Source organism: Parabacteroides sp. CH2-D42-20, assembly GCF_003670185.1.
In the GTDB taxonomy this organism is placed as follows: domain Bacteria; phylum Bacteroidota; class Bacteroidia; order Bacteroidales; family Tannerellaceae; genus Parabacteroides; species Parabacteroides distasonis.
This window is the reverse complement of record NZ_RAYG01000023.1, coordinates 13,333-40,228: the sequence shown is the minus strand read 5'-3', so window position 1 is coordinate 40,228 and position 26,896 is coordinate 13,333. Positions and strand designations below refer to the sequence as shown.

Below are 26,896 nucleotides of genomic sequence, written 5' to 3'. Positions count from 1 at the left end.
CTTTACCGTTTCTTTGCGATTGAAAAAATATACTAACAAAAGAAATTCGATGAAGAGACACTACTTAGGTATCATCGCCCTAGGTGCGTTGGGGCTGCAAAATGTATACGCCGAGGACATCAAGGCTAACGAGAACGACACGATAAAAACCTATAACATGGGTGAGGTAATCGTGACCTCATCCACGAAGGAGACAAATAACCTCCGTACGTTACCCGGTTCCGTATCGATCCTTTCCCCGCAAATGATCTCCGGTAGGCAGATCGACGCATTAAAGGATATAAGTTCTTTCGTCCCGAACCTATACATGCCGGATTATGGGGCAAAACTAACCTCGGCCATCTATATCCGCGGTATCGGAGCCAGAAGTAGCGGACAATCCGTGGGCTTATATGTAGACAACGTGCCTTATCTGGATAAAAGCACCTTCGATTTCGAGCTGACCGATATCCAACGCATCGAGGTATTACGAGGGCCGCAAGGAACCTTGTATGGTCGTAACGCCATGGGGGGCATCGTAAATATCTATACCATCTCCCCGTTCGATTACCAAGGAAAGAAACTCTCCCTATCGGCCGGAAGCTACGGGCAATATAAAGTCAAGGCCTCCCATTATGCTAAGTTGAGCGAGACCATCGGATTCACCGCCGCTGCTTACTATGACCATAGCGACGGTTTCTACACCAATGCCTACGATGGGAAAAAGATCGATAAAGAAGACAATGTTGGCGGTCGCTTCAAGTTGGAAGGTCGCTTCAATCCGAACTTCCGTGCCTCCTACTCCCTTTCCGTAGATTATACGGATCAAGGAGCGTTTCCATATGGCATGTTCATCGGAACCGGAAATACCGATCACAAGTATGTAAATCCTATCAATATCAACGATCCCAGCTCTTATAAACGGACTGTTATCGCCAATAACCTGTCCCTCGAATACCGAAATGAGCACGTGATACTGAGCAGCACCACCGGTCATCAATATTTCAAGGATGACATGAAGATGGATCAAGACTTCTCCCCTCTCTCGATCTTTACCCTCAACCAAAAGCAAAAGCAAAACGCTTTCAGCGAGGAATTGGCGATCAAGAGCAACACGAGGAATAATTACCAATGGTCCTTCGGACTCTACGGTTTCTACGATGATCTACATACGGACGGTCCGGTCGATTTCAAGGAAGACGGAATTAAGACCGTTCTCCAGCCCGTATTCGATCAATTGAAGAAAGATCACCCTAAGATGCCCTATCTAAAAATACTGGACGATCATCTTTATATTCCGGGTTCTTTCGACACCCCTTCTTATGGCCTTGCTTTGTATCACCAATCCACTTATAACAATCTGTTCACGGAAGGCCTGTCAATTACCGCCGGTATCCGCTTGGATTACGAGAAGCAAAAGATGGATTACAATTCTGAGGCTAAGATGAGAATGGGGTTCGGCTTCGTAGAAAACGGACCGGTTATCGACATCGAGAAACTTTTCCCGATCCCAACCACCGTGATGGACGCCAGTGTCTCCCAAGACTTCTGGCAAGTACTTCCGAAAGTCTCTTTAAAGTACGAATGCTCGTCAAACACGTTCACCTATGTATCAGTAGCGAAAGGTTATAAGACCGGGGGCTACAACGTACAAATGTCGGCAGACGTGATGCAAAGCCAGATGCAATACGATATGATGAGCGCTTTCAAGGACATGATGCCGATCGAAGTCAAAGAACCTACCCCCATCGAGGAAGTAGCCTCCTACAAACCGGAGAAAAGCTGGAACTACGAGATCGGTATCCGTAGCGAGTTGCTATTCCAACGCCTAAGCGCAGAATTGACAGGTTTCTATATGGACATTCAAGACGTGCAGTTGACCAAATTCGTGAACAGCGGCAACGGCCGTATCCTCACCAACGCAGGGAAAGCCAAAAGCTACGGTATAGAGGCCTCCTTGCGTGCCCGCATCATCGATGGGCTAACCGCCGACGTTAATTACAGTTTCACCCATGCTACGTTCCGGGATTACAACAATGGGAAAGAGGATTTCAAGAACAACTTCATCCCATATACCCCACGTCATACCTTCAACGTAGGACTGCAATACACCCGCCTGTTCCGTAACGCATGGATAGACCAATTCTCCGCCTCCGCCCAATTCAGCGGTGTCGGAAAGATCTTCTGGACCGAGCGAAACGACATCTACCAGAAATTCTACGGAACGGTGAACGCAAAGGTAGGCGTACGCAAAGGTATCGTCAACGTAAACCTATGGAGCCGTAATATAACGAACACCCATTACTCTGCATTTTATTTCGAGTCATTCGGGAATCCGTTTATCCAACTAGGTAAGCCCTTCCAGATCGGTGCGGAGGTGGCGATCGCCTTTTAAGCGCAAGCATTCAATAGAAATAAAAAACGGGAGAGCCGGTTCTTATACCAACTCTCCCGATAACATTATTCTTAGTCTTCGACAGCCTACAGAGCAAGAGCTATAATACGTCTCTTCTAGTAAACGAATCACCCTATATATATTCCATCCTTAGCCTCGAATATAAAACTATACAGATCTTTTTATAGATTCCTCAAAAGAAACCACATTATATTTTCCATCAAAATCATTACTTAATGACAAATCATAAGCATCATCATCAAAAGCACGTTGTACAAAACGAATCAGTTTTATACCTAGCCATACGAAAGGATTTAATAATGTAGTCAACCATATTTTATGACCACTATATTTCGCTATAGCATTTACCATAACAGAAGTGGAAGCGTACTCTATATTCTGCGGACAAAAAATCCCCTTAGAATTATTATCAATCAACAGTCTGATAAATTCACATAGATTATCAATAAAAATCAAGCTCTTTCTCTGCGGATAATCAGGAAACACAGGCAACTTTTGCCCGTATTTCACTAGTAAAGGATAATTCCCTTTGCAACCTTTACCATATATCGCTGGTGGACGAACACTGCATACCGCAAACGAATCGTCATTCATGGATTGAATAACTTTATCCGCCTGCAGTTTACTATCTCCGTAAAAGCTAGAAGGATTCTCATTATTCTTATCTGTGACAATACCACAATCATCTCCATAAACGTTCATTGACGACAAGAAAATGAATTGCTTCACTCCTGACTCTCTTGCTGTTTGGCATATATCAATCGTCATATCCCGATTAATCGAATAGAACAAATCCCTTAAGTCTTCCGTAATTTTTATATGAGCAATACCAGCGACATCTATCACTACATCAAAAGAAGAGAAATCTGTTTTCTTCCATTCATTATTTATTGTTCCAATAGAAGCAACTTGGTATTTTGAGGGGAATCGGTTTAACCAGTTTTCTATATTTGTCCCAATATAGCTACCGGCTCCTGTTATCAGCACTCTTTTCATTACTCTTATATCATTTGAAACTCTCCCAATCTCTTATAACAGCATCCCATGGTCCTCTATCCTCCTTGTCATATATATACACACACTTTGCATCTTTAAAATCACGCAACCATTCAGCTATAGAACATAAACCACCTTCTACACGCTTACTATAATCGATAATTTCACTCATGGAAGTAAAAGGCTCGAACTCTTTACGATCATTCGGATCAATATATCCGTTCATCATACCTTTCACCCAAAGATAAGGTAATGGCATTCCTGCAAATTTACAAGTAGGATTCCATGCCGATGCGCGGAAGTTTGTTTCCATGAAATAATAGGTTCCATCCTTATCAATCAAGAATTCCACTTCAAATACTCCTTCAAAGCCAATCTCTTCAAACATGGCTTGCAGCCTGATTTCCATATCTTTATCAGTAAACATACAGACATCATGAAACGGACTATAATATCCTTGAATCAGATATTTCCACTTCATCTGTGTAATAATCTGCATTTCCTTACCATTATTGATAGTATACCCCTCAAGTGCCATTTCATTTTGCTTATCGACAAAATGTTGCAACATAATGAGTGGACATGTTATCTTTTCTAAAGCCTCCACAAGTTCCTGTTTATTCTGACAAATAAATACATCAGATTTCCAACTACCCAAATTAGGAGAAATATCTTTAGTTATAATAGGATACCAAAGCCCATCTGGTACAGGATCTCCCTTTTTAATAACATACGAATCAAGTACATTAAATCCGTGTCGTTTTGCACACTGTTGAATTTCATACTTATCCATGAATTCATTAATACGTCCGTTACGTCCTGCATTGTAAGTGATAAACTTATCTTTCCACTCCTCAAAGTGCAAATCAAAATAACCTACAGATTTATCATCTGAAAACAGGATATAAGGTTTTTTTCCTGTTTCTTCAGATAGTCTTCCATATTGATTTATCAATAGTAGAAAACCATCTTCAACCGAATCTACACAGTGAAGCTTCGAGATGTATTTACTTTTCGTAGCCACCTCATATCTACGTTTTACAGAAATATATACAGGATTAATTCCTTGTTCGCCAAAAGCACGGATCATATTCAAAGGATTGTAATGCTCCAACGCAAACACAATAACCAAATGTCCATTATAGCTATTATTCATTATTACAATTATTTATTTCTATATTTACTTTCATTTTTATAAACACCTTCTCCTGTAACTACAACCTTAATAACTCCGAAGAAGGTCTTGAAGTCCAACCAAAAGCTCTGTTGCTCCGCATAATCAGCATCAAGCACCATTTGAACATCACGCTCTGCCGCTCTGTCATAGACATCAACAGTACAAAACATGCCAGGCGTAACATCATAACGTTTGCAGAATCTAGCATTGTTCTTATATGGATTGAACTCAAAATCTAAAATCGGTCTCGGGCCGATAATAGCCATCTGACCAAGTAAAATGTTAAACATCTGAGGAAGCTCATCCAAACTTGTTCTTCTCAATACAGCACCAACTTTTGTAATACGAGTATCATCCGCACTAGTTACAACTCCACCTTTCTCAAAAGCACCATCACACATAGTACGAAACTTATAAATCCTAAAAGGTCTTTGTCCTTTACCAAGTCTTACTTGGCGAAACATAATGGGGCCTTTGCTGTCTAATTTAATTGTAATAGCAATAATAATCATAGGGATACAGCAAACCATCAATCCAAAAAACGAAAGTAATATTCCAATCAGTGGCTTAAAAAAGTTCTTATACATAAACAATGGTATTAACACTAAATTCTCCTCAAAGTACATTCAAAAGCTTCCGCATAATTCGTTCCCCACTGGCTACCCCTAACAGTGGCAAGACCTGTAATATATTCGACACTACGAGGATGCGGATAAGGGCGCATCACACCTCTGTACATTCCCAATGCCGTAATCTTGGCATTCACTCCTTCTTTACCAACTTCCACGTAACAATTAGGACGGAACAGATTCATAGCGTTATTAATAGCCCATTCCGTGCAACTTGGCACCTCCATATACCAAAATTCATTCACTCGTTTCACCTCGGGCCTACGTTGGAACAAACGGATAGCTTCCTGACAAGCCATAGAAGTCTGCAAATGATCATTGTTTGTATCAGCGGGATGATGAGTAATGACAATATCTGGCAGACTCTCTTTGATAGCACTTTCAATAAACTGCACCAATTTCAAATGCGGCACCGTATTCATCTCTATATTAGGGAATACTCCTTCATATATTTTGTTTATTCCAAGAAATTTGGAAGACGCATTCAAGTTATTGTTTAATTCCTTATCCTCTGGACGGAAAGCCCTCGCTCTAGCTTCTGTACACATTAGACATACATCCACTATATGTCCCTCTCTAGTCCATTTGTAAATGGCCCCACCTGCACCTAAAACTTCATCATCAGGATGTGCTGCTACTATTAAATATTTCATAAGTATGGTACAATTAAATATTTTGAAATTTCCTTGGTTACATATGTAAAGAATCTACAGATTAAACCCCTAATCTTCTAATAAAATCGATTTTTTTAGATTATCTAAAATCTGACAAATAGAGTATTTTGGCTTCCAACCAAGAGCACATAATTTATTAGTAGACAACCTCAGTTTAGTTTCTGGAGCATATCCCATCTCGTTGTTAATCTCCAACTTAACTTTAATATTTGGATTGATTTTTTTTTGTATATATAATGCCAAATCTTTTGCAGAAATATAACTATCTTCATTTGCAACATTATAAGCTTGACCGTTATTTCCATTAAGAAGAATATACAGAATGGCACTTATTGCGTCCATAGTATAACAATATGGCCTAGCTGCATTTCCTGAAGAATGCAAAATAATATCTTTATCTTGAACAGCCAATCTACAGAATTGAACTATTACACGATTATCATCATTAGACACTCCAGCTCCTGTTGTTTGAGTTAATCTTGCTACTTTTACATTTACGCCATATTCCGAAGCATACAAACAGCAAAGATTTTCCGTAGCTCTTTTTGCCATAGGGTAACTACTACGTACAGCCATTGGTTCTAAATAGCCTTGAATATCTTCAGTTACAAGTATAGAATCATCCGTAATAGTCCCATACACTTCTAAAGAAGATAAATATACGAAACTCTTAACTTCCGACTTTCTAGAAAATTCCAAAAGATTACGAGTTGCTTGATAAATAATATCAAAAGTTTCTACCGGATGCTCTACAAAAAATTGGCTAGATGTTGGGGCTGCGCAATGAACTATATAGTCAATTGTACCAATTTCACTATAATCAAACTGACTTAGATCACACTCTATAAAATGAATATTCTTTAATTCAGCCTCATCAAACAGATCCACACCTTTCTTAATATTTCGTACTGGTGCTATAATATCAATATCCTGTTTTATTGCAAGTAAAGAATGAGCTAAGATAGAACCTATTAATCCTGTACATCCAGTAATCAAGAATCTTGAATGAGATAATCTATGTGATAGCTCAAATGATTGTGTAAAATCTCTTATATTCTGTTGAAGAACCACATTCATACTAGAACCCAAATATTTGTTGATTTTCATGAACTTCAACCATAGCCCTAAATATAAAATAATCAGTAGGTGTTGTTATTTTAATATTTTCCATAGGCCCCATTATTGTATTCATTTTATAGCCCATAGAACTCATTAAGGTACAAGAATCTATATAATCATGCCTATTCCTTTCTAATACTTTCTTATGAGCTTGCAATATATCATTCAATCTAAAGCTTTGAGGAGCACGGGCAATTTTAGAATGCTCCCGAGAAGGAATATCTAACGAACCATCATCTTGCGTAACAATAAAAGTCTCAGTTGCAGGAATACAAGTTATGCAATTACCCTTATCGTTAACCATGTTGATATTATCTGTTATAGTCTGCTGTGTTATAAGAGGTCTTACACCATCATGTATCAAAACATTAACATCATTCGCTTTTAGTTCTTTTGCATATTTCTCGGCAGCACAAAGACCATTATAAATACTATCTTGTCCAGTTTCACCTCCTGGCACAATACTTACGACTTTTGTGATCTCAAATTTCCTCAGTTGCTTTTCTAAGAAAGGAATCCAAGCTTTAATACAAACCACACAAATCGCATCTATATCAGGATGAGTATCAAATAATTCAAGGGTATAAATAATAACCGGTTTTCCTCGTAGTTCAAGGAACTGTTTGGGACGAGATATAGTGTTCATTCTTTTCCCCGAACCACCCGCAAAAATAATAGCAACATTCATAGTCATTCGTTTACATCTACTAGATAATATATTCCTCTATATTTTGTATAAGGCTCATTTAAATCAATAAATTTTATAACTTCATATCTTGAAGACATATCTATTGATATATCTTTAGGAAGTGACATATAGTCTCCATAAATACACTTCATATAATAATCATATCCTGCTGGAATTTTAACCATATGCCCTTCAAATACCGCATCTACAGTATTAAAAATATCTCTATCATACAATCGGAATAATCCCTTAAATGATGATACAGTTTCTTTCACATATTTAGCTGTAAAGAAATCATATTGAGTCATTTTATCTTGATGTTTCTTCCAAATCTTATAACGGCTTTGTGAAGATCTAACAAGAGATAATAGAATTTTAGTAGGCAATCGCAAAAAAGAGCCTTGATTATCAGGAAGTCTTTGAACATTAAACACAGAAAACATTATAGAGTGATATATTTGTAAGGCTCTCTCTACTTTAGAGCTCGGACATCCTTCAAAAGGAATCACATCTATATAAATTCCATGATATATATCTTCATTCACTGAATGTCTGTTAACATAAGTAGTCCGTACATCAACTAAATTCATTGCTGCATGATGATAATTAACTTTTTCATCTGTACGGACAAGTACATAATGGCTGGTATCTGCTACTTGATCCCAAATCTCATACAATCGTTCGTAATCTTTTCTTGGTAAAAAGACATCCAAATCGTCATCCCAAGGTATAAATCCTTTATGACGTACAGCGCCCAGCATAGTCCCACCACCACACCAGTATGTAAGATTATTCTCCTCGCATATTTTTTTGAAATACAAGAAGATTTCCAAAAGCTTTAACTGCAATTGACGTACGGTGACTCCCTCAGAGAGCTCATAGTCCCTATATCTCTGATATTGGCTCATAACGATTTCTTTATAAATGCTTCAATACTTTGATAAAATCGATACCACAAGACCTTTGATAACGACACATGGAACGGCATGATTTTCATTCGCTTATAATCTTTTACTATTTTTCCCCAAAGCAAGCTAGGATCATGGAATATTTTATGAATATCATCTTTATAACTATGACTAAAATTTGCACCTACTACATTGGTTCCGTGTTGACGATATAAAATCGTGCTCTCATCTATATAGTCATATACACCCTTCTTAATGAGAATATATTCAACCCAATTATCATGAGCTCCCATAGTACCTTCAAATTGTCGGTAAGGAAGGAGTAATTTCTTAGCCGCAAGATTGAACATCTGTGTACAGCCATACGAGGCATGTCTATTTGTCCATTGTTTGTAAAAATCATATACAAAATCAGGATTACGATTATCCCCTTTCCAAAGTGATGGCATCAATACGGTTAAATCAGCGTCAACAACAGTCAAGTCCGTAAAGACTCCAATAGCTGTATTTTCACCATATTTTTGCTCCAATTCTCTAAGATATGAATAGGTTCGCTCTATTTTATTTTCCATCCATACATCATCTTGATCACAGAACATATAATAATCAGCATCTACGACTTTTAATAAATACATAAATGAACGTCCAGCTCCCATATTCATAAACTCATCACGTAAAAGATGAATCTTATTCGGATTTTTCTTTGCATATTCTTGCAAAATCATCCTTGTATCATCTGTAGATCCATCATCTCTGATATATAGTAACCACTCTTTATTTGTTTGTTTCAATATAGATTCTATTTGCTCTTTAATAAATAATGAGCCATTATAAGTGGACATTAGAATTGCAATCATAATAATTTGTTTTTATAAAAAAATAAGAACATGAAAAACATGCATAAACGCTAAAAATCAATACACATCATATCCAAAGATATAAATACAATCTCATTCAACAATAAAAAGGTTAAGAAGCTATATACCTTATCTAGAACCACTCTTCCAACTCGTAAAGACAATTTTCATTCGCTCCTCCACTATCTTTTCCTTATAACCAAAGCAAACATCCTCATTATTTCATAGTTTTCAATACTTTTGCAGGTATACCTCCTACTACACTATAAGGTGGTATATCTTTTGTCACCACCGAGTTAACACCGACAATACATCCTTTCCCTATACGTACTCCAGGAAGGATAGAAACATTATCGCCTAACCATACATTATCTTCAATTACTGTACCTTCTTTGTAAATTAAAAGTCGATCTGCCGGCGGTATATCATCAGCTACAGATCTACCATGTGCATTGTCTGTAATCAAAACATTACGTCCCATAAGTACCCCATTTCCGATTTTGATGGAATAAATAGCTGTAATTTTAGCATTCATCCCAATATGACAATTATCGCCTATTGTAATAAAAGGATAAAAATTCTTTTGTACTCGATAAGAATTGTATGCTGTGAGCTCCATATTCTTATCTAAGAAAGTATTCTTTCCGATAGAGATATATTGGGCACCTTTTAAATAACAAAATTTAGGATTAATAAGACTTCCCGAGCCAAATGATTTAAAAAATCTCTTCATTACTCCCGTATAAAAACATCTCCAGAGAAATGGAATGAGACGAAAAATAATACTATAATTACAAACATAAGATAAACATCGCCCTATATTTACAAGTAATGATACTGTTATTTCTTTTATATTTAGCATTCTATTTTCTATAGAAAAAATAATAACGAAACAAGACGGGAAAAAAACAAAAATCGAGTAATTTGTTTCTAATCCCATATTTTCTACATAAAAAAGCATAAAATCGAAAACGAATAATCAGCATATTCCCCCCTTTAAATCCTTGAACAATCTCCTCTAATCTCCGTAAATAAGGGAGAGCATCATTACCACCTACTATAATCTTTCTAAAAAAGAAAATAGAACGATTCTTCAACACATATTCATAGGATTTGCCACAATAGGTTCGTACTTCATCTATATTCTTTTGATAGAAATAAAGATGAGATTCAAAGTGTGATATATCGGTAATACATTTACTTATTGAACTTATATCGGCCAACACACGATAATAATAATCAGGCTTTACCTTTTCATAAGAAGAAGCATAATCATACTTTAATCCCAACATAATACTTTGGATATTAAAATCAGAATCTTGTAGAGATTTTAACCGTTCATCCCACTCTATACCATATTTTCGTAAGGAATCACTCCGATATATATTATTCCATACTACAAAAGGAAGATGAGGCAGTAAAAATAGCAACAAATCATCTTTAGTCTTAGGTGGTAAACCATAACGAATCGTTCCATCATTGTACTCCCTCTGAAAAGTAGCTGCTGGAAATATAGAAAAATCTAATTCGGAATGAGCTTCCATAAAACAAATCCGCTGAGAAAGACAATATGGAGCTATATAATCGTCCGAATCAAAAAAAAGAATATAACAACCTTTCGCTTGTTCGAAACCTATATTTCGACAAGTCTGGGCACCCTTTGGCAAACGATTTCGCTTAAAAAAACGAATTCGCTTATCTGATTTTTGAATGTGCTGCAATAAAGTGAGCGTTTTCTCATCAGAGCCATCATCAACCAATAGTAATTCCCAATCTTGATAATCTTGAGCTAGGATGCTATTTATCATCGTTTGTAACAATTCCCCTTTATTGAATACGGGGATTACGATAGATGCTATAGGAACCATTACGATATATTTATTAAATTGCCTTTTACCTTATAATTCAATAGATAAAAAAGCGTTACCAACAGAATGACAAACACTTATCATATTAACTTTAGATTGATCAAAAATATTGGAAGAATAGATAAAATTCATACTATATATTTTTGTCATAATAAAATATAGATACCGCACACAAAAACACCCATGATTCTATTTCTAAAAGCCAATAAGGACGTTGCCAAAACGACATAATAAAAAGAAGAAACATTCCAAATGCTAATCGTGAAGGAAAAGCATAAATCACAGACAAGAAGAACAAAAATAAAAGAGACAGACCAATAAACCCATTAGCCATAATGAAATTTCGGTAAGAGCTGTTAGCCGTATTCGCAAATTTTTCATTCATAAAAGTACTTCCTTTTCCTACAAGATACTCAGAAGTACTCAATTTGTCATATGTCTGCATAAAATCGTAAGTATTTCTGTTATTGCCCTGTACACCTTTTTCTTCATCATAGGCCAATCGATTTATAATCAAATTCTGGATAATTCCATCTGGACTATAGGAGAGATAGCACCAACCTACACAAACAAACAAAACGATCACTAAACTCATCTTACTAATTTTGCGAAAAGAAATCTCTGGTATCAACTCATATATGAACCACCCTGCTACCAATAAAACATAAGCAGCTAAAGAAAAACTAAAAATTAACGAAATTAACATTATTACGTTCCGGAAATCCTTCATGCTATATCTATTAATATAAAGCAACAGAGCACAAAACATCCCCAAATGTCCTGGTTCAGTAAAAATACTATGGAAACGTAGAAAATCACCATATGCCGTTATAAAAAAGTAATAGTTAAGAAATGGAGGATACCATGTATTGATTGGATGCCTAATCTCCATTGGCTGTAAAGGGAATTCCAAAAAGATGATAAAGACATATGCTACAAAAGAAATAAAAAGAATCAACGAAATAATATTGATAGTAAGATCCTTGAGACGTACTTTTTCTTCCTTTTGCATCGAAACAATAAAGAATAACGGAAGAATACGCTTGATAAGCTGAACAACAGGAGTTTGAAGCTGTTCTGCTTGATAAATCCCCATCCATAAGTAAAATAAAAACAGAAAAAAGGCTGGCAGTCTATAACGATTTGAAATCTTGCTCCTTAACAAAATACGACAAACAAGGAACAACATAATAGAGATGTTACCAACCAGTATATCCCCCCACAAAAACCATGGATAACATGATTGAAAAATAACAATAAACGCAAACAGAACACTACACTGCGACAATATATGTTGTGAAGTATATTTTTTCATAATTTTTATTCTACCAATAAGTACTATTGTCAATGCCTACAAAATGACAAACAAAAGAAACAAAATATATTCCATTACATATGATTCCAGACAACGCAATGAAACTTAATAAATTAATAGACCGATACCTATTTATCTTTTTATCCCTAGTAAACCAAACCGTTTGTTTCTATAAATCAACGATATAAAGCAAAAAACTTCCACTGCCACAGCCATCACCGTCACTGTGTACATATTAATATTTTCTATCACCCACAACAAGCCTATTCCTGCCAAGAAAAACAAACAATTACTGACCATTACCCGCATATAAACCGATGAATATCCAAATGGGACAAGGCGATTACCTCCCATAAAAACATTAAAAGAGACAAAAATCGCAGATACGCCCAATAATCGCATAATGACAGACGACTCCTTTATATATTCACCAGAGAAAAAGCGTACGATCCATTCACTTCCGGCAAACAAAGCGACATAAGCCAACGTAACAACCCCTGCCACCAAAAACATCACACGATTAACAAAACTAACATTACGTTCACGAGAAATCTTCGGGAAAACTGCTTGCGCCATCATGGAAATAGGTAACTTCATCAAATATAACATTTTATCCGCCATATCATAAATAGAAACCTCGGACATTCCCAAGAAGGAACCAATCAGCAATTTGTTTACGTTCACATAAATCTGGGTAGACACGATTGACACAAACAAAGGAGCACTCTCCTTATAAGCTAATTTTAAATCCCTTATTGGTATTACCGATAAGTTTATCCTCTCCTTTCCCAAAACGATATACAATGACAAACAACCCGCCAACATAGCTCCGATACCATTCAACAATGGAACCCATAAATAATCCTCCCGCTCACGAACAAACAAGAATATAGCCACCACGAACAACAAGCGGGCAGACAGGTTCACGATAGTGATATACTTCATCTTCTCGATCCCTTGGAAAAACCAGATGGGTAGAAGAAGCTCATTAAATGTCAATAAGAAAGAGAGAACATAGACCCAATAATAATCCTTGAAAAACGGAACTAAACTTATAATCAATAAATATACGACAAGGCAAATAAGCCATAATATCAATTTACATAAGTAAGTAGATGATACAATTCTAGATAAAAGCACTTTATCCTCCTTATAAACCGCCACTTTCCTCGCCCCAGACATATTGAATCCGAAGTTTATCACCAACGAGACATAGTTTATAATAGCTTGAGCAAATACGATCACACCATACAATTCCAACCCTATAACACGCAACAAATAAGGATAGGTCAACAAGGGGAATAGGATCGTAAATACCTGCAATATACTTAGGTACGAAAAATTCGCTAATACGGTTTTATTCCTACTTAGTTTGTCTTGAAAAAATACCATCTTATTAAATACGGGCTAATCCCTGAAAAAAATATCCCTTGTATAAACCTTCCCCGCTACATCATCCAAACAATTGTTATAACGATTAGCTATGATAGCATGGCTCATCTCCTTAAATCGGGCTAAGTCATTCACGACCATACTGCCAAAGAAGGAAATTCCATCTTCCAAAGTTGGCTCATAGATGATAATTGCCGCCCCTTTCGCCTTGATACACTTCATCACACCTTGGATAGAGGATTGACGGAAATTATCACTATTCGATTTCATCGTCAAGCGATAGACTCCGATCACGCACTCCTTCTCCTCTACCTGCCGGAAACTGTTCCGGTCGCTGTAACCGTAATAGCCGGCCTTGCGCAATACCTGATCTGCAATGAAGTCCTTACGAGTTCGGTTACTCTCCACGATGGCACTCATCATGTTCTGAGGTACATCTTGATAATTAGCCAATAGCTGCTTGGTATCTTTAGGCAGGCAATAACCTCCATATCCAAAACTGGGGTTGTTATAGTGCGTACCGATTCGTGGATCCAAACCTACACCTTGAATGATCGCTTGCGAATCCAATCCCTTCACCTCCGCATAGGTATCCAACTCGTTGAAATAGCTTACTCGCAAAGCTAGATAAGTATTAGCGAATAATTTCACAGCCTCTGCCTCTTTCATTCCCATGAACAGGGTAGGTATATCCTGCTTGATGGCTCCTTCTTGCAACAAGGCCGCAAATGTTCGAGCCGCCTCTTCCAATGCCGGTATATCGGCAATTTTGCTTATCGCCTCGTTCTCAGCGTTGAATTGTTCATCAGCTATCAGCTTCGGCGTTCCCACGATAATTCGGCTTGGATATAAGTTGTCGTATAACGCCTTGCTTTCACGTAAGAATTCGGGAGAGAATAGTAGATTCAATTTCGAAACTCCCCTATTGGCATATTTCAAGTAAAGGTTCCGACAATAGCCTACAGGAATAGTCGATTTAATGACCATTATGGCCTCCGGATTAACACTTAGCACTAAGTCTATCACATCCTCTATATGATGCGTATCAAAGTAATTCTTCACCGGATCGTAATTCGTAGGAGCTGCGATGACAATGAAGTTTGCCTCCCGGTATGCGGAGGCTCCATCTAACGTTGCCGTAAGATTCAGCTCCTTCTCTGCCAAGTATTTTTCTATGTATTCATCCTGTATGGGAGATTGCTTACGGTTAAGCATCTCTACCTTTTCTGGAATGACATCCACTGCTATTACCTGATGATGTTGTGCCAACAAAGTGGCAATACTTAGTCCTACATAACCGGTTCCGGCTACGGCTATCTTGATTTCTCTATTCATTTGATTATTTTTTCGTTAGCACCAAACATTTCTCATCTTTCTAATTTTCAAAAAAGATGAAGTATTTATCAACCTACTCCTCCCAAACTCCGGCCTGTTTATCCCAAAGCTTAGTATTTGTACTAGACTGGAAGACTTTTTTCGGGGAAGATACAACAGGATTCACAGTTAAGTCATTTGTTTTATATCGGGAGAGACAGGAAGTAAGTGTTCAAATTAGGATATACTTCTTAATTAGGACACTTTTGAAGTGTCCTAACTGAGTTTGGTAAAAAAATTTCGTTTAGGTTCTTTATTCGATAACCCAATCCCCCAACGTATGCCGCCCACTATCAAAATTAATCCCAACCTTTACGATCGGCAACCCACAAAGGGCGAAGCGCTCCGGGTAATTGCGCAAATTGATTTGCTCAAGGGCTATATCCGCAGTCTTGTTTAACTTCAATTCCACGACATAGAGTGTTGTCGGTGTGCGCATCACCATATCCACACGGCCTTTCGGGGTACGGACTTCCACGTCCACATACATTCCTAGCAGGCTGAAGACCGTGTAAAGCAAGGACTGGTAATGGCCCTCGTAATCCGTATTGTCACATTGGGGGATGGTGGACAGGAAGGTCTGCAATAAACGCAGGGCATCGTCCATCCGCTCTCCAGAGATCGCCTCGAAAAGAAGGGCTACTGTAGTAAGTCCATCCGCTGTGTATTGATGCAAATAATTGGGCAATAAACTCTTCATCAATCCCATACGTACCTCCTTGTTTGGGATGTCGAGCGTGTACAAATTCGTGAGCGAGGAATAATCCTTTATCGTGATGTAACCGCTCTGATAGAGCAATGGCGTAATATCGACCATCCGTTCCGTGGGTGCGTCAAACGACTCTGCCAAAACCTTGCGTGCGCCTATTTGCTGGGGTTTCACGTGATACTTGTTCAGCATCTCGATCAAATAGGTGGGCGTACCGCTACCGAACCAATAGGAATTTAGTTTACTGTCGGCCAAGGCGTTCAACAGGCTGAACGGATTGTATATATCGGGCGAGGGCCACGTGAAATGGTAACCGTCATAATTCGATTTCAAGGCACCCAAGGCACCCTCCGGAGTAACGCCGAGGTTGTCGGCCAAACGACCGATATCCTCGCCCATCTGCTCACGCATTTCCTCCTCCGTGATGCCACAGAGCGAAGCGTACTCCGGGAGCATGCTGATATTCTTGATATTGTTCAACTCGCTGAAGATGCTCAATTGAGAGAACTTCGTGATACCTGTCAAGAATACGAAACGCAAATAAGGATCGCAGGCTTTCAGCGGACTATAGAAGTTACGCATCACGTCGCGAAGCTTCGGCAGCTCCTTCTCCTCATGCACCACGTCCAGTAAGGGAGCGTCGTACTCGTCAATCAAGACAACCACCTTTTGACCGGTCTGGGCGTAGGCACGTTTGATGAGACTTTCCAGACGTTGGTTCGTATAAATAGCGCTCTCATCACGTCCGTATATCTGCTCGTAACCATACAATTTCCTCTCCAGCTCACTCAGAAGCCGATCCTTGTCCATATGCTTCGCCGTGCTCATGTCGAAATGAAGCACCGGATACCTTGTCCACTCCTTCTCCAGGTGCTCGATGGCCAAGCCCTCGAACAATTCCTTTCGCCCCTCAAAATAACTATGGAGCGTAGAAGTAAGCAACGACTTCCCGAAACGGCGGGGACGGCTCAAGAATATATAACCAGACGCGCCGTGTGTCATTCGGTAGACCAATTCCGTCTTATCTACATACACATAATTCCCCTCTCTCAATTTGGAGAATGTCTGTATCCCTATCGGATATAATCGCCGCCCTTCCATCTTCGTCTCTGTTTATTGGTTCGTCAAGACAAATATAACGTTATTTCCCTAAACGATCAATTTTCAACCCTCTATTTTTCCATTCCACGCCTCATCGCCCTATACACCTCCTTGAGCGCCCCGGCCCCATACCCCATGAACTCCGGTTCATCCATCTCTACGCATAGTTCTTGTACCAAGCGGGTCAGACTCTGGGGATTGATACTCTTTTTTTTTCGCTTTGCTGTAGGTGGCGGTGCCTACGTGGGCCTCCGTACAAAACTCACGGATAGAGATTCCTAACCGCTTACGTGGAAATTCCACTAACTCATCAAATAAAATCTGGTTCAAATCTAAATTTTCCTTCATACTATGCTAATTTTTATTAAGCAATCATCCGATATTTCAGCCTATAGGCTGAAACGCAGAATCAATTATTAGCAATAGCTTTAGAAAATTAATCTGAAATCCTATTGATATGGACCAACAAATGTCTTACTTTCTTCCTCCCATCACCAACACGCTTCCTACCGGGAACTGTACACTACGGGAAGTGTACCGATGGATCACCGAGGATAAATCTCTCGAAACGGTTACCAACGAATTACGCACCTTCATCCGGGAAGGCAGGGTAGCGGAATACCGCCAGCTCAAGCAGCGGCAACTGCCGTTCGTAACGCCCCACGGCGTTTTTTCCCGTCGTAAGAGCGACGCTCTCATCTCCGCCTCGGGGTTGGTAGTGGTCGATATCGACCATCTCGCCTCTCTCGAGGAGGCGGAACAACTCCGGGACCACCTCTTCGAGGACCCCTATCTCGGGACCCGCCTCGCCTTTGTCAGCCCCGGAGGACTGGGAGTGAAGCTTTTCATACCCGGAGACGAGACCGTTCGATGGGCCATGAGTTACATACAGCTCCTGTATGCCGACACCTTCAAGGGTGAGGTGGATACCTGTGGCAAGGATATCGCCCGCTGCTGTTTCTTATCTCACGATTCTAACGCTAAAATATTCATACCATGAACAACGATCTTTCCAAACTAGTAGAAGCGGTACGGGCGGCCCATGCCGACATCGCCCCCACTTACGCCGAGTATGTACAATTGGCTTTCGCCATCGCTACCGATTGCGGGGAGGCAGGACGTAGCGACTTCATCAGTCTCTGCGAGCCATCGCCCAAGTTCAACGCCCTACACGCCAACAAGCTTTTCTCCAGTGCCTTGCGCACCGGAAACCAGAATGTCCATCTGGGCACCGCTTTCCACTTGGCCAAGCTGGCGGGCGTGGAAATAGGTTTCAAGTTTCAAGGTTTCACGAAACCCTTTTCCTCACACACACGTGTGAGTACATATAATACAGCCGATACGGTAGATCAAGCCCACGAGACCAGCGATCGGGAAACCGAGGCAAACGACGCCCCACTCCACATCGGCAGCGAGCCTTACACCTCCCTGCCACGGCTGGTACCCGGCTATCCATGGCCCTCGTTGCTACAGGACATCCTCGGTTTCACCGATAATGCCGAGCAGCGGGATATCCTTTTGCTCACGGCTCTCACCGCCCTAGGCGCCACCTTGGGCAAGACGGTGCGTTGCCTCTATGGGATGCATTGGATCTATCCCTGTATCCAGCTCTTCGTGATCGCTCCGCCCGCATCGGGTAAGGGCATCATGGCGTGGCTGCGTAAGTTTATCGAGCCTATCCACCGGGAGATCCGCCAACAAGTGGACCTAGCGATGAAACAGTACCGCCAAGATTTGGCGGCCTATCATGCCTTAGGCAAGGAGAAAGCCAAGATGGAGATGCCCCAGATGCCTAAAAACAGTATGTTTATCATCTCCGGCAACAATACCGGGACGGGTATCTTGCAAAATATCATCGATTCGGACGGCACCGGTATCATTTTCGAGACCGAGGCGGATACCATCACCACCGCTATCGGGGGTGATTACGGGCATTGGAGCGATACGCTCCGTAACGCTTTCGACCATGCCGGGCTCTCGTTCAACCGACGGACCGATAACGAATACCGGGAATGCGATTCCACCTTCCTCTCGATGGTGCTCTCGGGTACGCCCGGACAGGTAGCGCCGCTTATCCCCTCGGGCGAGAACGGGCTCTTCAGCCGTGAGGTCTTCTACTACAAATCGCAGATCCGGGAATGGATCGACCAATTCTCCGTCGACGAGGTAGACGCCGAGAAGGAATTCCACCGGATGGGCTACGAGTGGAAGGCCACGATCGATCAGCTCAAGTGCCGGGGTACCATTACCTTGCGCCTCGACGAGCGGCAACAAGCCGCTTTCAACGACAGCTTCGTACGTCTTTTCCTGCGTGCCCGGCAATCCAACGGGCAGGAGATGAACAGTTCCGTGGTACGCCTCGCCATCAACCTCGTACGTTTCATGGAGGTGGTAGCCATGCTTCGTGCCTTGGAACAACCGGAATTACTGCTGCCGGCCCAAGGCATCAACAGCGACAACCTAAAGGACAAGATCATCGGAGGCTGGGAACTCCATATCACCGACGATGACTTCGCCGCCCTTCTGACAATGGCAGAGCCGCTCTACCTCCACGCCACCCATATCCTCTCATTCCTGCCTACCGGCGAGATCACCAGCCGAGGCCTCTCGGAAAAGGACAGTCTGCTCAGCTCCATGCCGGACGAGTTCACCACCGTCCAATGGATGGAGGCCGCCGAGCATGCCAACATCCCCAAGAACACCGCCAAGACATGGCTACGCCGACTATGCGACTCCGGAGCCCTCCTGCATGGCGAGCATAAAGGGATTTACTTGAAACCCTTATAATGTACGTACGTGTGTGTGAGGAAAGAGGGTTCATGAAACCTTGAAACTTGAAACTCTCCTATAGTCATTTTAAAATTCAATACAGATGAAAAAAATAGATCTCGCCCGTCAATATTGCCTGACAGGCACCCCTTCGAACGCTTTGCATAAGTTGAACCGATATATCCGTGACGTGAAAGGACTGAAAGAGGCCCTTATCCGTCATGGTTATCACTCGAAAGATCGCTCCATCACGCCGAAGCAAGTACAGATATTCTATGATTTTTTAGGGGAACCCTAAAATTCTTCTCCTAGAGCGAATAGGTGGAAACAAATGGTATATCCGGGCTTTCCGCCTATCGTATCTTTGCTACAGAAACAAAAACATCAACCTTGTCCCCTATGCGCTACTTTAATTATCAAGAGTTTGAAGACTCCGCCACGGCCCGGCGAGACGGGATCGACAACAGCCTCACCCCGGTGGCCCGGAGGATGGTCACGATCCTAGTGGAAATGCTACTAGACCCGCTACGGCGGGTCTGGGGCAGCCCCATCGTCATCAGTAGCGGCTATCGCTGCCCCGAATTGAACATCCTTATCGGGGGAGCCAAGCACAGTCACCACCTCCTCGGTTGCGCCGCCGACCTGATAGCCGGCTCTCCAGATGATCATCGCCTCTTGTTCCGACTGATACAAGAGACGCACGAGCTGTGCGGACTCGAGTTCACTCAGCTCATTCTAGAGCCCGGCGCCCGATGGATCCATATCTCTTACGTACCCGGCAACCTTCGCTGTCAGGTTATCGATAAAGAAAAGTCGCCTAATTGACCTAAGTCTTTCAAACCGAAGACTTAAATCAAGGAGCACGAAGAGCCAAGTCATCAAGCGTGAGGACTCAACTCATCATCCCCCAAGTTCCTTATGTATCACTTAAAATATCTTACGATTATGTCATTAAACTATTCCATTGCCATGATGGGCAACCCGTTGAAAAAAGAGGAACCCAAGAAAGCCTACGCCAAGGCGCAAACCAACGGCGAGCTCAGTCTAAAAGAGCTATCTACCCTGATAGCGAGTAAATGTACGGTGCACCAAGCCGACGTTTCGGCCGTGCTCATCGCCACCACCGAGTGCATGCTGGAAGGTCTGAAAGCCGGTAAGCAGGTGAATTTCGGCGATCTGGGTGCCTTCCGCCTCCAGATCAATTCCGGGGGAGCGCCAAGTGCCGACCTGTTCACCTCCGACTATATCAAGGGGGTGAACATCCAGTTCGTCCCCGGCGAGGAACTTCAAGTCATCTTCCAAGGCCTCAAGTTCAACCTCGTCCCCACCCGGGCCGCCCAAGCCGCCGTCATCAAGGCCCAGAAGGCCGGTAAGACAACGGTGGATATCTCCGGTAAGAACGGCTCCTCGGACAGCGAGAGCCCGGATGAGATATAATGGGGCACGCTTCGGCGTGCTCACTGATACAGACTTCGTATTATCAACCTTATAAAACAAATTTAAATGAGTGAAAAGAAGAAAACCAACGTTTGGAGCGTAATCATCAAAGTAGTCATCGCCATAGCCACCACCATCGCCGGGGCCTTAGGCATCAGTGCTTGCGCTTTCTAGCGCCTTATCCAAGACCTCGTACTTGGAGTGCCGGCTCTTGAACTCGGGGACGATCGCCTTCATCTTGCCTACAATGGCCATATCGTCCCTCGAGCGGCCTAGGCCGACGAGTTCATCTATATCTTGGCAAACCGTATCATAATCGTACTCCCGTACCTTGGCGATCTTGATCTTCGGATGGAAGGTAGGCAGCGTGATCTCCTCGTCGTTCAGTACCTCCTCGTACAGCTTCTCGCCGGCACGAAGACCCGTAAACCGGACCTCTACGTTCTTGGCGCCCGAAAGCTGAATCATACGTTTCGCCAAGTCGATGATACGCACGGGTTTGCCCATGTCGAAGACGAAGATCTCCCCACCGTTACCCATCGTACCCGCCTCCAATACCAACCGGCAGGCCTCCGGGATCAGCATGAAGAAACGGATGATATCCGGATGCGTCACTGTCACGGGACCGCCCTTGGCAATCTGTTCACGGAACAATGGGATCACGGAGCCGTTAGAACCCAGCACGTTGCCGAAGCGGGTCGTAACGAACTGCGTCACGCCTTCCACATGGCCCTCCTTGATCGCTTTGTCGAGGCTCTGCACGTAAATCTCGCAGATACGTTTCGAGCAACCCATCACGTTCGTGGGATTCACCGCCTTGTCCGTGGAGATCATCACGAACTTCCTCGTGCCATACTTCACGGCCAAGTCGGCGATCACACGGGTACCGTCCACGTTGTTACCCACACTCTCACAAGGATTATCCTCCATCATCGGAACGTGCTTATAAGCCGCCGCATGGAACACGTAGGCGGGGCGATGCTCCGAGAAGATCTCCTCCATGCGAGACTTGTTAGCGATGTCCGCCACCAAGGTATAGGCGTTGATATCCCGCCAATCCCTCGCCATCATCAAGCGGATGTCGTGCAAGGGAGTTTCCGCCTGATCTACCAAGATCAAGCGATCCGGAGCGAACGAGGCGATCTGGCGCACCATCTCGCCACCGATGCTGCCGGCGGCTCCCGTTATCAGGATGCGTTGACCACGAAGCAAGCGGCCCACCGCCTCCATGTCTATCTCTATCTTTTCCCGGGGAAGCAGATCCTCGATCTCAACCTTCCGGAGTTGTGTATGCGTCAAATCGCTCCTGCCATCCCATTCTTGCGCCGCCGGGGTCACGTAGATCTTGATCCCCGCCTCCGCCAAACGGGCCACCATATCCGGCTGTTCCCGGATGGAGTCGCTCTTCAAGGGGGAGACGAAAAGGATCGTCGCCCGCTCCCGGCGCATCGCATCGATCAGCTCCTCATCGAAAGGGTACACACGCACTCCCATCAATATACGATTCTGCATGTTCCCGGCCTCCGAGACGAAGCCTGCCAGCACGTACTGTGCGGGATCTTGGTTCTGGATGCTCTTCGCCAAACTGATACCGCCCTGCTTCACGCCGAAGATAAAGGCACGCTCAGCCTTCGACTGGCGAAAGGTCGTCACGTAGAAATACTTCACGAACACACGCATCGCCCACATCAAGCTCATCGCCAGCAGGGAGGATAGCACAAGGTCTCGTTTACGGATATACACCAAGTAAGGCGAAAAATCCGTAAACTCTTGGAAGGTCACCACGCAAACCACACCGAACAGCACGGCGAAGCCCACCCGTTGCAAATCCACGAAGGAAGAGTAACGAATGATGCCCGAATACGTACGGAACAGCCTAAAGCCCACCAGATAAGGCACTAGGCAAACACCCCACGTGAGCGACAGGTGCCAAAAGATGCCCATCGTGGCGAAGATCCCGTTATTCAAGGCATATACCAGCAAGCCTGAAAACAGGATCACCAAGCAATCCAACAGGATAATGCTCCAATACGGCAACGCTTTCCTTGAGAAATACCACGTTGAGAGTTTAGAAAAAAGGTTCATCATGAATAAAATTTGGGGTTCATGTAAGCTGGGGCAAGCCCTCCACCTCACCGGCATGCCATCTTCGGTAGTCAGTCAAGGAGGATTCGGGGACGGTCAGCACCACGTAATCCGTCTCGTCCCGCCTCAAAATATGTTTACGGGCGTACGAACGCAACGAGCGATCCGTCACGGACACCATCACGATCGGGAACGGGTAGGCGAACAGGCGCAGCGGCGTGATCTCGCTATCCGGGAAGGTGAGACACAACTGATAGGCAGAACGCTCGAAAGCCACCCAATAAGGACCCGTACAATATAAATGGATCGAGGTACGGTTCGTACGCTCACGATCCATGATCTCGTTCAGATGCTCGTTTAGTAACGTAACCAAGCGTATGCCAGAAGGAAGAGAAGGCATGTTTTGAATTTTTAATTTTCAATTCCCACGTGTTTTAGCCAGCGGTCGTAGTCGGCTAACCGACGGATCAAGGATAATTTACTCTTCTTCGGGGAGGATTCCCGACTCCACGGATCGATCAACTCGTGCGCACGATAATAATAGATACTGCTATCCGTACAACCATAAAGCGTAAGTAGTAATAATGCCAACGACTGCTCCGCACGGATCAAGGGTAAGAACGAGACGATCGTTCCGATCAACGACTTTTGCCGCTCCTCGTCCCCTAGTATCGTATAGGCGGGCAACAAGAGGGAATAGAGTTTGCACCGCATCACGGCAGAATCCAGCTGTAACTCTCCATAGGCACGCAAGGTCTCAGTCGCCAGCTCACGATCTATAGCCGTAACGCCACCATCCCCCCAATGACGGCCCAACGCCTCATGAAGACCATTTTGTATCCGGGAATTGTCCAAACGGGTATATACATGCTTGCCTTCCTCGGCCAAGCTGATCACCTCATACTCGCCCGGCTGAACACGCAATAAAGGAACCCACATCCAGTTGTCCACGCATACCATTACCTCCCGCTCGCCAACACCGGGCTGTATTACTACACTTGCCTCAACACCTTTGAAACGACCATCCGTGATGCGTATCCGGTCACCTTTACGCAAATAACCCGCTTCCGGCACATACACCGGAAGCTCATCCGAATAAGAACGAGCCACCCAACGCAAGTTTTCCATCTCACGATCGGAGACAAAAGGATATGAGCCACGGCCATCCACGCTAGGCAGGAAATTATACAAGGGAAAATCTCGTTTCAAACGAAAGATCTCATACACAGAAGAGCGGATAAACACATAATTGTAGAGCAACGGACGGTGAGTCTCCACCAAACGCCCCTCACGGCGATGCATCTCCACGAAAGAGGGGGCGAAAAAATCGAACGTAGGCTCACCCAAACGCACCCTGCGATCTAACTCCTTCCGTAAACCCTTGGCTGGACCTTTGTGACAAGCGGGAAGAGATAACACATACCATCTTACGGTGTGGACATCACGCAATGGTAAAGGGGGAAGATCATGACCCATAGATACTTCAATGCCATATCAGCACATTCTATTAATACGCTGATAATCTAATACTTAAATCAAACATTCTTTTCTATTCCCGAAAATTTTAAAGCAATAGAAACCATGTCAATATCTCTTCTATCGGGACGTGGAAGATCGGCTACTTGGGAAGTAGCGTAAAAGATAGGAAATGATATTACCCAGTTGTAGAGACGGAGCACGCTCCGTCTCCCACCGTCTGGCAATAATTTAAAATACCCATTTGAGGGGATGAGACGGGGCGTGCCCCGTCTCTACACGATGTTCGTACGATTTTTTTTGGAGACGTGATGATGCAGGAAATATGAGGTCGTTTCGTCTCCATTGTCGTGCCCATACACCACGAATAGAAACGAAAAATCGAGGAAAGATAAATTCAGAAAACAAACAAAGCCTACACAAAGCCTAAAAATTGTTTGTTATTCGGTGTTTTTTACTAAATTTGCGGCGTGGAAGATTACGCTACTTCCCAAGTAGCCGATCGCCTACCCCACCTTTGATACATTATTATATATGCTCTCGAAGCAAGCCTTGTTCACCGCAGACATCTTATCCAAAGAGAAGCTCTTCAAATAGATTTGCGTCGTCTTGATCGATTGGTGTCCCAGCAATTCGCTGATCATCTCGATCGGTACACCCTGTTCCTTCAAGGTCGTGGCGAAAGAGTGACGGATTGAGTACGAGGTAACCATTTCCGTCACACCACAGGCATTTGCCAGTTCCTTCAAGGAACTGTTGAAATCAGCCAAGGCAGAGGTATATTCCCGGAAGGCCTCTTCACCCGTTTTCGTCCCACTCAAGAAAGTGAATAGATAAGGAGAATCCCTAAGCGTGTCGGTCATTAACGCAGCCAACAACTCCTTGGCCACAGGCTGTATCTCGACCAACATCGGTGTACCCGTCTTCTGGCGGTTATACCTCAAGACACCATTCCGGATATCACTCTTTTTCAAATGAGCGAAATCGACAAACGCCATACCGCAAAACAAGAACATCAAACACAATGCCCGCTGTGTTTTCCGCAGCCCCGAATCATCCAACGGAGCGGTCATCAACAAACGCAAGGATTCCGTAGGCAACGCCTTCTTCTGTTTGCTTTTCACTCCCATGAAAATTCCCTTGAACAAATAACGGGGAAAAGGAGCCTCCCCATTCTCCATCGCCAACCCATACACACGGCGAATCCTACGCATATAGGTAGACACCGTATTCCACGAGCATTCCCGGTCCCGCAAATAGTCTTGATACCTCAAAAGCATTTCCCGGTCGATACGGGTATAAGGAATCACCTCCTGCCCACAAAAACGCAGGAATGAATTCAAGGCATCTTGATAACTCTTGGCGGACGAATAACGTCCTTGCTCTCTCAATCGGGCTATATACATCCGCATACCCTCCGCTAAATCATACTGTTTCATATTTTCACGTATAAAAAAAGTAAATTACAATAAAAAACACGGTTAATTCGTGATTGTCTACTTACATTTGCAGAAAAACAAATACCATGGACAAGATCGTAGAAATAGCCCGGTTCACCTATCCGGCGGATGCCCAACCGCTGATGGCCCTGTTGAGGTCGGAAGGGATAGAATGTTATCTCCGCAATGAGTTAAGCAGCCAGATCATGGCCGGTTACGTAGACGTAGGCGGCGCACGGGTGGAGATTCTGGAAAGCGACGTTCCCCGAGCCATGAAGATCATGGAGGAAGGCGGTTACGACCTGCCCCGGGAAGACGAGCAAGCGGAACCGGTAGAACAAGTCGCCGGATTCGCACGTCATATCCCTTTTCTACGAAAATATCCCTTAGAGAAACAAATCATGATCCTATTCGTCATCATAGCTGTCTTTTTGGCTTTGGTGATTTACTTCGGATCGCTTATTTCCTCAAACTAAACAAATGTAATC

27 protein-coding genes are annotated in these 26,896 nt (G+C 43.0%); 8 read left to right on the top strand and 19 right to left on the bottom strand.

The window, feature by feature from the left end; all coding sequences use genetic code 11:
* Positions 1-49 precede the first annotated feature (49 nt).
* Positions 50-2,374, top strand: coding sequence for a TonB-dependent receptor (locus tag D7V92_RS14220; RefSeq protein ID WP_121773140.1), 2,325 nt, complete (start codon positions 50-52; stop codon positions 2,372-2,374).
* Positions 2,375-2,542: 168 nt separating this feature from the next.
* Here the strand turns inward: D7V92_RS14220 and D7V92_RS14215 are convergent, their stop codons facing one another.
* From D7V92_RS14215 to D7V92_RS14145, 15 genes are all read right to left on the bottom strand, one after another.
* Positions 2,543-3,391: an NAD-dependent epimerase/dehydratase family protein gene (locus D7V92_RS14215; protein WP_012056202.1), complete on the bottom strand. Its 849-nt coding sequence runs from the start codon at positions 3,389-3,391 to the stop codon at positions 2,543-2,545.
* A gap of 10 nt (positions 3,392-3,401) precedes the next feature.
* A complete protein-coding gene (locus D7V92_RS14210) occupies positions 3,402-4,547 on the bottom strand; it encodes a biotin carboxylase (RefSeq protein ID WP_121773138.1) in 1,146 nt (381 codons plus the stop codon).
* A gap of 8 nt (positions 4,548-4,555) precedes the next feature.
* Positions 4,556-5,155 carry a sugar transferase gene (locus tag D7V92_RS14205; protein ID WP_036616143.1) on the bottom strand — a complete coding sequence of 200 codons (600 nt, stop codon included), beginning with the start codon at positions 5,153-5,155 and terminating at the stop codon, positions 4,556-4,558.
* Between the two features lie 17 nt (positions 5,156-5,172).
* Positions 5,173-5,850, bottom strand: a complete 678-nt coding sequence (locus tag D7V92_RS14200) for a PIG-L deacetylase family protein (protein ID WP_036616121.1) — start codon at positions 5,848-5,850, stop codon at positions 5,173-5,175.
* Positions 5,851-5,919: 69 nt separating this feature from the next.
* Positions 5,920-6,978, bottom strand: coding sequence for an NAD(P)-dependent oxidoreductase (locus D7V92_RS14195; protein ID WP_227805602.1), 1,059 nt, complete (start codon positions 6,976-6,978; stop codon positions 5,920-5,922).
* Entirely contained in the window at positions 6,950-7,678 is a 729-nt protein-coding gene (locus D7V92_RS14190) for a 2-C-methyl-D-erythritol 4-phosphate cytidylyltransferase (RefSeq protein WP_036616126.1), read from the bottom strand. Before D7V92_RS14190 ends, D7V92_RS14195 begins: the two co-directional genes overlap by 29 nt.
* Before the next feature lie 2 nt (positions 7,679-7,680).
* Positions 7,681-8,586: a phosphorylcholine transferase LicD gene (locus tag D7V92_RS14185; RefSeq protein ID WP_121773137.1), complete on the bottom strand. Its 906-nt coding sequence runs from the start codon at positions 8,584-8,586 to the stop codon at positions 7,681-7,683.
* The gene (locus D7V92_RS14180) at positions 8,583-9,443 is read right to left on the bottom strand and encodes a glycosyltransferase family 2 protein (protein WP_121773136.1); all 861 of its coding nucleotides are present in this window, start codon (positions 9,441-9,443) and stop codon (positions 8,583-8,585) included. Before D7V92_RS14180 ends, D7V92_RS14185 begins: the two co-directional genes overlap by 4 nt.
* Positions 9,444-9,660: 217 nt before the next feature.
* Positions 9,661-10,176: a DapH/DapD/GlmU-related protein gene (locus tag D7V92_RS14175; RefSeq protein ID WP_158593839.1), complete on the bottom strand. Its 516-nt coding sequence runs from the start codon at positions 10,174-10,176 to the stop codon at positions 9,661-9,663.
* 130 nt (positions 10,177-10,306) lie between these two features.
* On the bottom strand, positions 10,307-11,311 hold the full coding sequence (locus tag D7V92_RS14170) for a glycosyltransferase family A protein (protein WP_121773134.1): 1,005 nt from the start codon (positions 11,309-11,311) through the stop codon (positions 10,307-10,309).
* Positions 11,312-11,444: 133 nt separating this feature from the next.
* Complete coding sequence (locus tag D7V92_RS14165) at positions 11,445-12,626, bottom strand: hypothetical protein (RefSeq protein WP_121773133.1); 1,182 nt, start codon at positions 12,624-12,626, stop codon at positions 11,445-11,447.
* Positions 12,627-12,758: 132 nt separating this feature from the next.
* The gene (locus tag D7V92_RS14160) at positions 12,759-14,018 is read right to left on the bottom strand and encodes an oligosaccharide flippase family protein (RefSeq protein WP_121773132.1); all 1,260 of its coding nucleotides are present in this window, start codon (positions 14,016-14,018) and stop codon (positions 12,759-12,761) included.
* Between the two features lie 15 nt (positions 14,019-14,033).
* A complete protein-coding gene (locus D7V92_RS14155; protein ID WP_121773131.1) occupies positions 14,034-15,353 on the bottom strand; it encodes a nucleotide sugar dehydrogenase in 1,320 nt (439 codons plus the stop codon).
* 292 nt (positions 15,354-15,645) lie between these two features.
* A complete protein-coding gene (locus tag D7V92_RS14150) occupies positions 15,646-17,202 on the bottom strand; it encodes an ATP-binding protein (RefSeq protein ID WP_121773130.1) in 1,557 nt (518 codons plus the stop codon).
* A 147-nt stretch (positions 17,203-17,349) separates the two neighbouring features.
* Positions 17,350-17,550: a hypothetical protein gene (locus D7V92_RS14145; RefSeq protein WP_048928178.1), complete on the bottom strand. Its 201-nt coding sequence runs from the start codon at positions 17,548-17,550 to the stop codon at positions 17,350-17,352.
* A 109-nt stretch (positions 17,551-17,659) separates the two neighbouring features.
* On the opposite strand from D7V92_RS14145, the gene D7V92_RS14140 reads away from it, so the two are divergent.
* The 6 genes from D7V92_RS14140 to D7V92_RS22090 all read left to right on the top strand — a co-directional run bounded on the left by D7V92_RS14140 (position 17,660) and on the right by D7V92_RS22090 (position 21,582).
* Entirely contained in the window at positions 17,660-18,202 is a 543-nt protein-coding gene (locus D7V92_RS14140; protein WP_008772573.1) for a BT4734/BF3469 family protein, read from the top strand.
* The gene (locus D7V92_RS14135) at positions 18,199-19,989 is read left to right on the top strand and encodes a DUF3987 domain-containing protein (protein ID WP_121773129.1); all 1,791 of its coding nucleotides are present in this window, start codon (positions 18,199-18,201) and stop codon (positions 19,987-19,989) included. The genes D7V92_RS14140 and D7V92_RS14135 overlap by 4 nt, the downstream gene beginning before the upstream one ends.
* An 85-nt stretch (positions 19,990-20,074) precedes the next feature.
* Positions 20,075-20,269, top strand: coding sequence for a DUF4248 domain-containing protein (locus D7V92_RS14130; RefSeq protein WP_005868558.1), 195 nt, complete (start codon positions 20,075-20,077; stop codon positions 20,267-20,269).
* Positions 20,270-20,370: 101 nt separating this feature from the next.
* Positions 20,371-20,796 (top strand): D-Ala-D-Ala carboxypeptidase family metallohydrolase, encoded by a 426-nt coding sequence (locus D7V92_RS14125; RefSeq protein WP_008779379.1) that lies wholly within the window; start codon positions 20,371-20,373, stop codon positions 20,794-20,796.
* Positions 20,797-20,916: 120 nt separating this feature from the next.
* The gene (locus tag D7V92_RS14120) at positions 20,917-21,408 is read left to right on the top strand and encodes a DsbA family protein (protein ID WP_005868556.1); all 492 of its coding nucleotides are present in this window, start codon (positions 20,917-20,919) and stop codon (positions 21,406-21,408) included.
* A gap of 66 nt (positions 21,409-21,474) precedes the next feature.
* The gene (locus D7V92_RS22090) at positions 21,475-21,582 is read left to right on the top strand and encodes a smalltalk protein (RefSeq protein WP_022193190.1); all 108 of its coding nucleotides are present in this window, start codon (positions 21,475-21,477) and stop codon (positions 21,580-21,582) included.
* Here the strand turns inward: D7V92_RS22090 and D7V92_RS14115 are convergent.
* The 4 genes from D7V92_RS14115 to D7V92_RS14095 all read right to left on the bottom strand — a co-directional run bounded on the left by D7V92_RS14115 (position 21,556) and on the right by D7V92_RS14095 (position 26,408).
* A complete protein-coding gene (locus D7V92_RS14115) occupies positions 21,556-23,496 on the bottom strand; it encodes a nucleoside-diphosphate sugar epimerase/dehydratase (RefSeq protein WP_121773128.1) in 1,941 nt (646 codons plus the stop codon). The genes D7V92_RS22090 and D7V92_RS14115 overlap by 27 nt on opposite strands.
* Before the next feature lie 16 nt (positions 23,497-23,512).
* Positions 23,513-23,893: a hypothetical protein gene (locus tag D7V92_RS14110; RefSeq protein ID WP_005858745.1), complete on the bottom strand. Its 381-nt coding sequence runs from the start codon at positions 23,891-23,893 to the stop codon at positions 23,513-23,515.
* Positions 23,894-23,904: 11 nt separating this feature from the next.
* On the bottom strand, positions 23,905-24,969 hold the full coding sequence (locus D7V92_RS14105) for a transcription termination/antitermination protein NusG (protein WP_005858746.1): 1,065 nt from the start codon (positions 24,967-24,969) through the stop codon (positions 23,905-23,907).
* A 506-nt stretch (positions 24,970-25,475) separates the two neighbouring features.
* Positions 25,476-26,408 (bottom strand): site-specific integrase, encoded by a 933-nt coding sequence (locus D7V92_RS14095; RefSeq protein WP_121773127.1) that lies wholly within the window; start codon positions 26,406-26,408, stop codon positions 25,476-25,478.
* 86 nt (positions 26,409-26,494) lie between these two features.
* On the opposite strand from D7V92_RS14095, the gene D7V92_RS14090 reads away from it, so the two are divergent.
* Positions 26,495-26,884: a DUF2007 domain-containing protein gene (locus tag D7V92_RS14090; protein WP_005858748.1), complete on the top strand. Its 390-nt coding sequence runs from the start codon at positions 26,495-26,497 to the stop codon at positions 26,882-26,884.
* Positions 26,885-26,896: the final 12 nt, after the last annotated feature.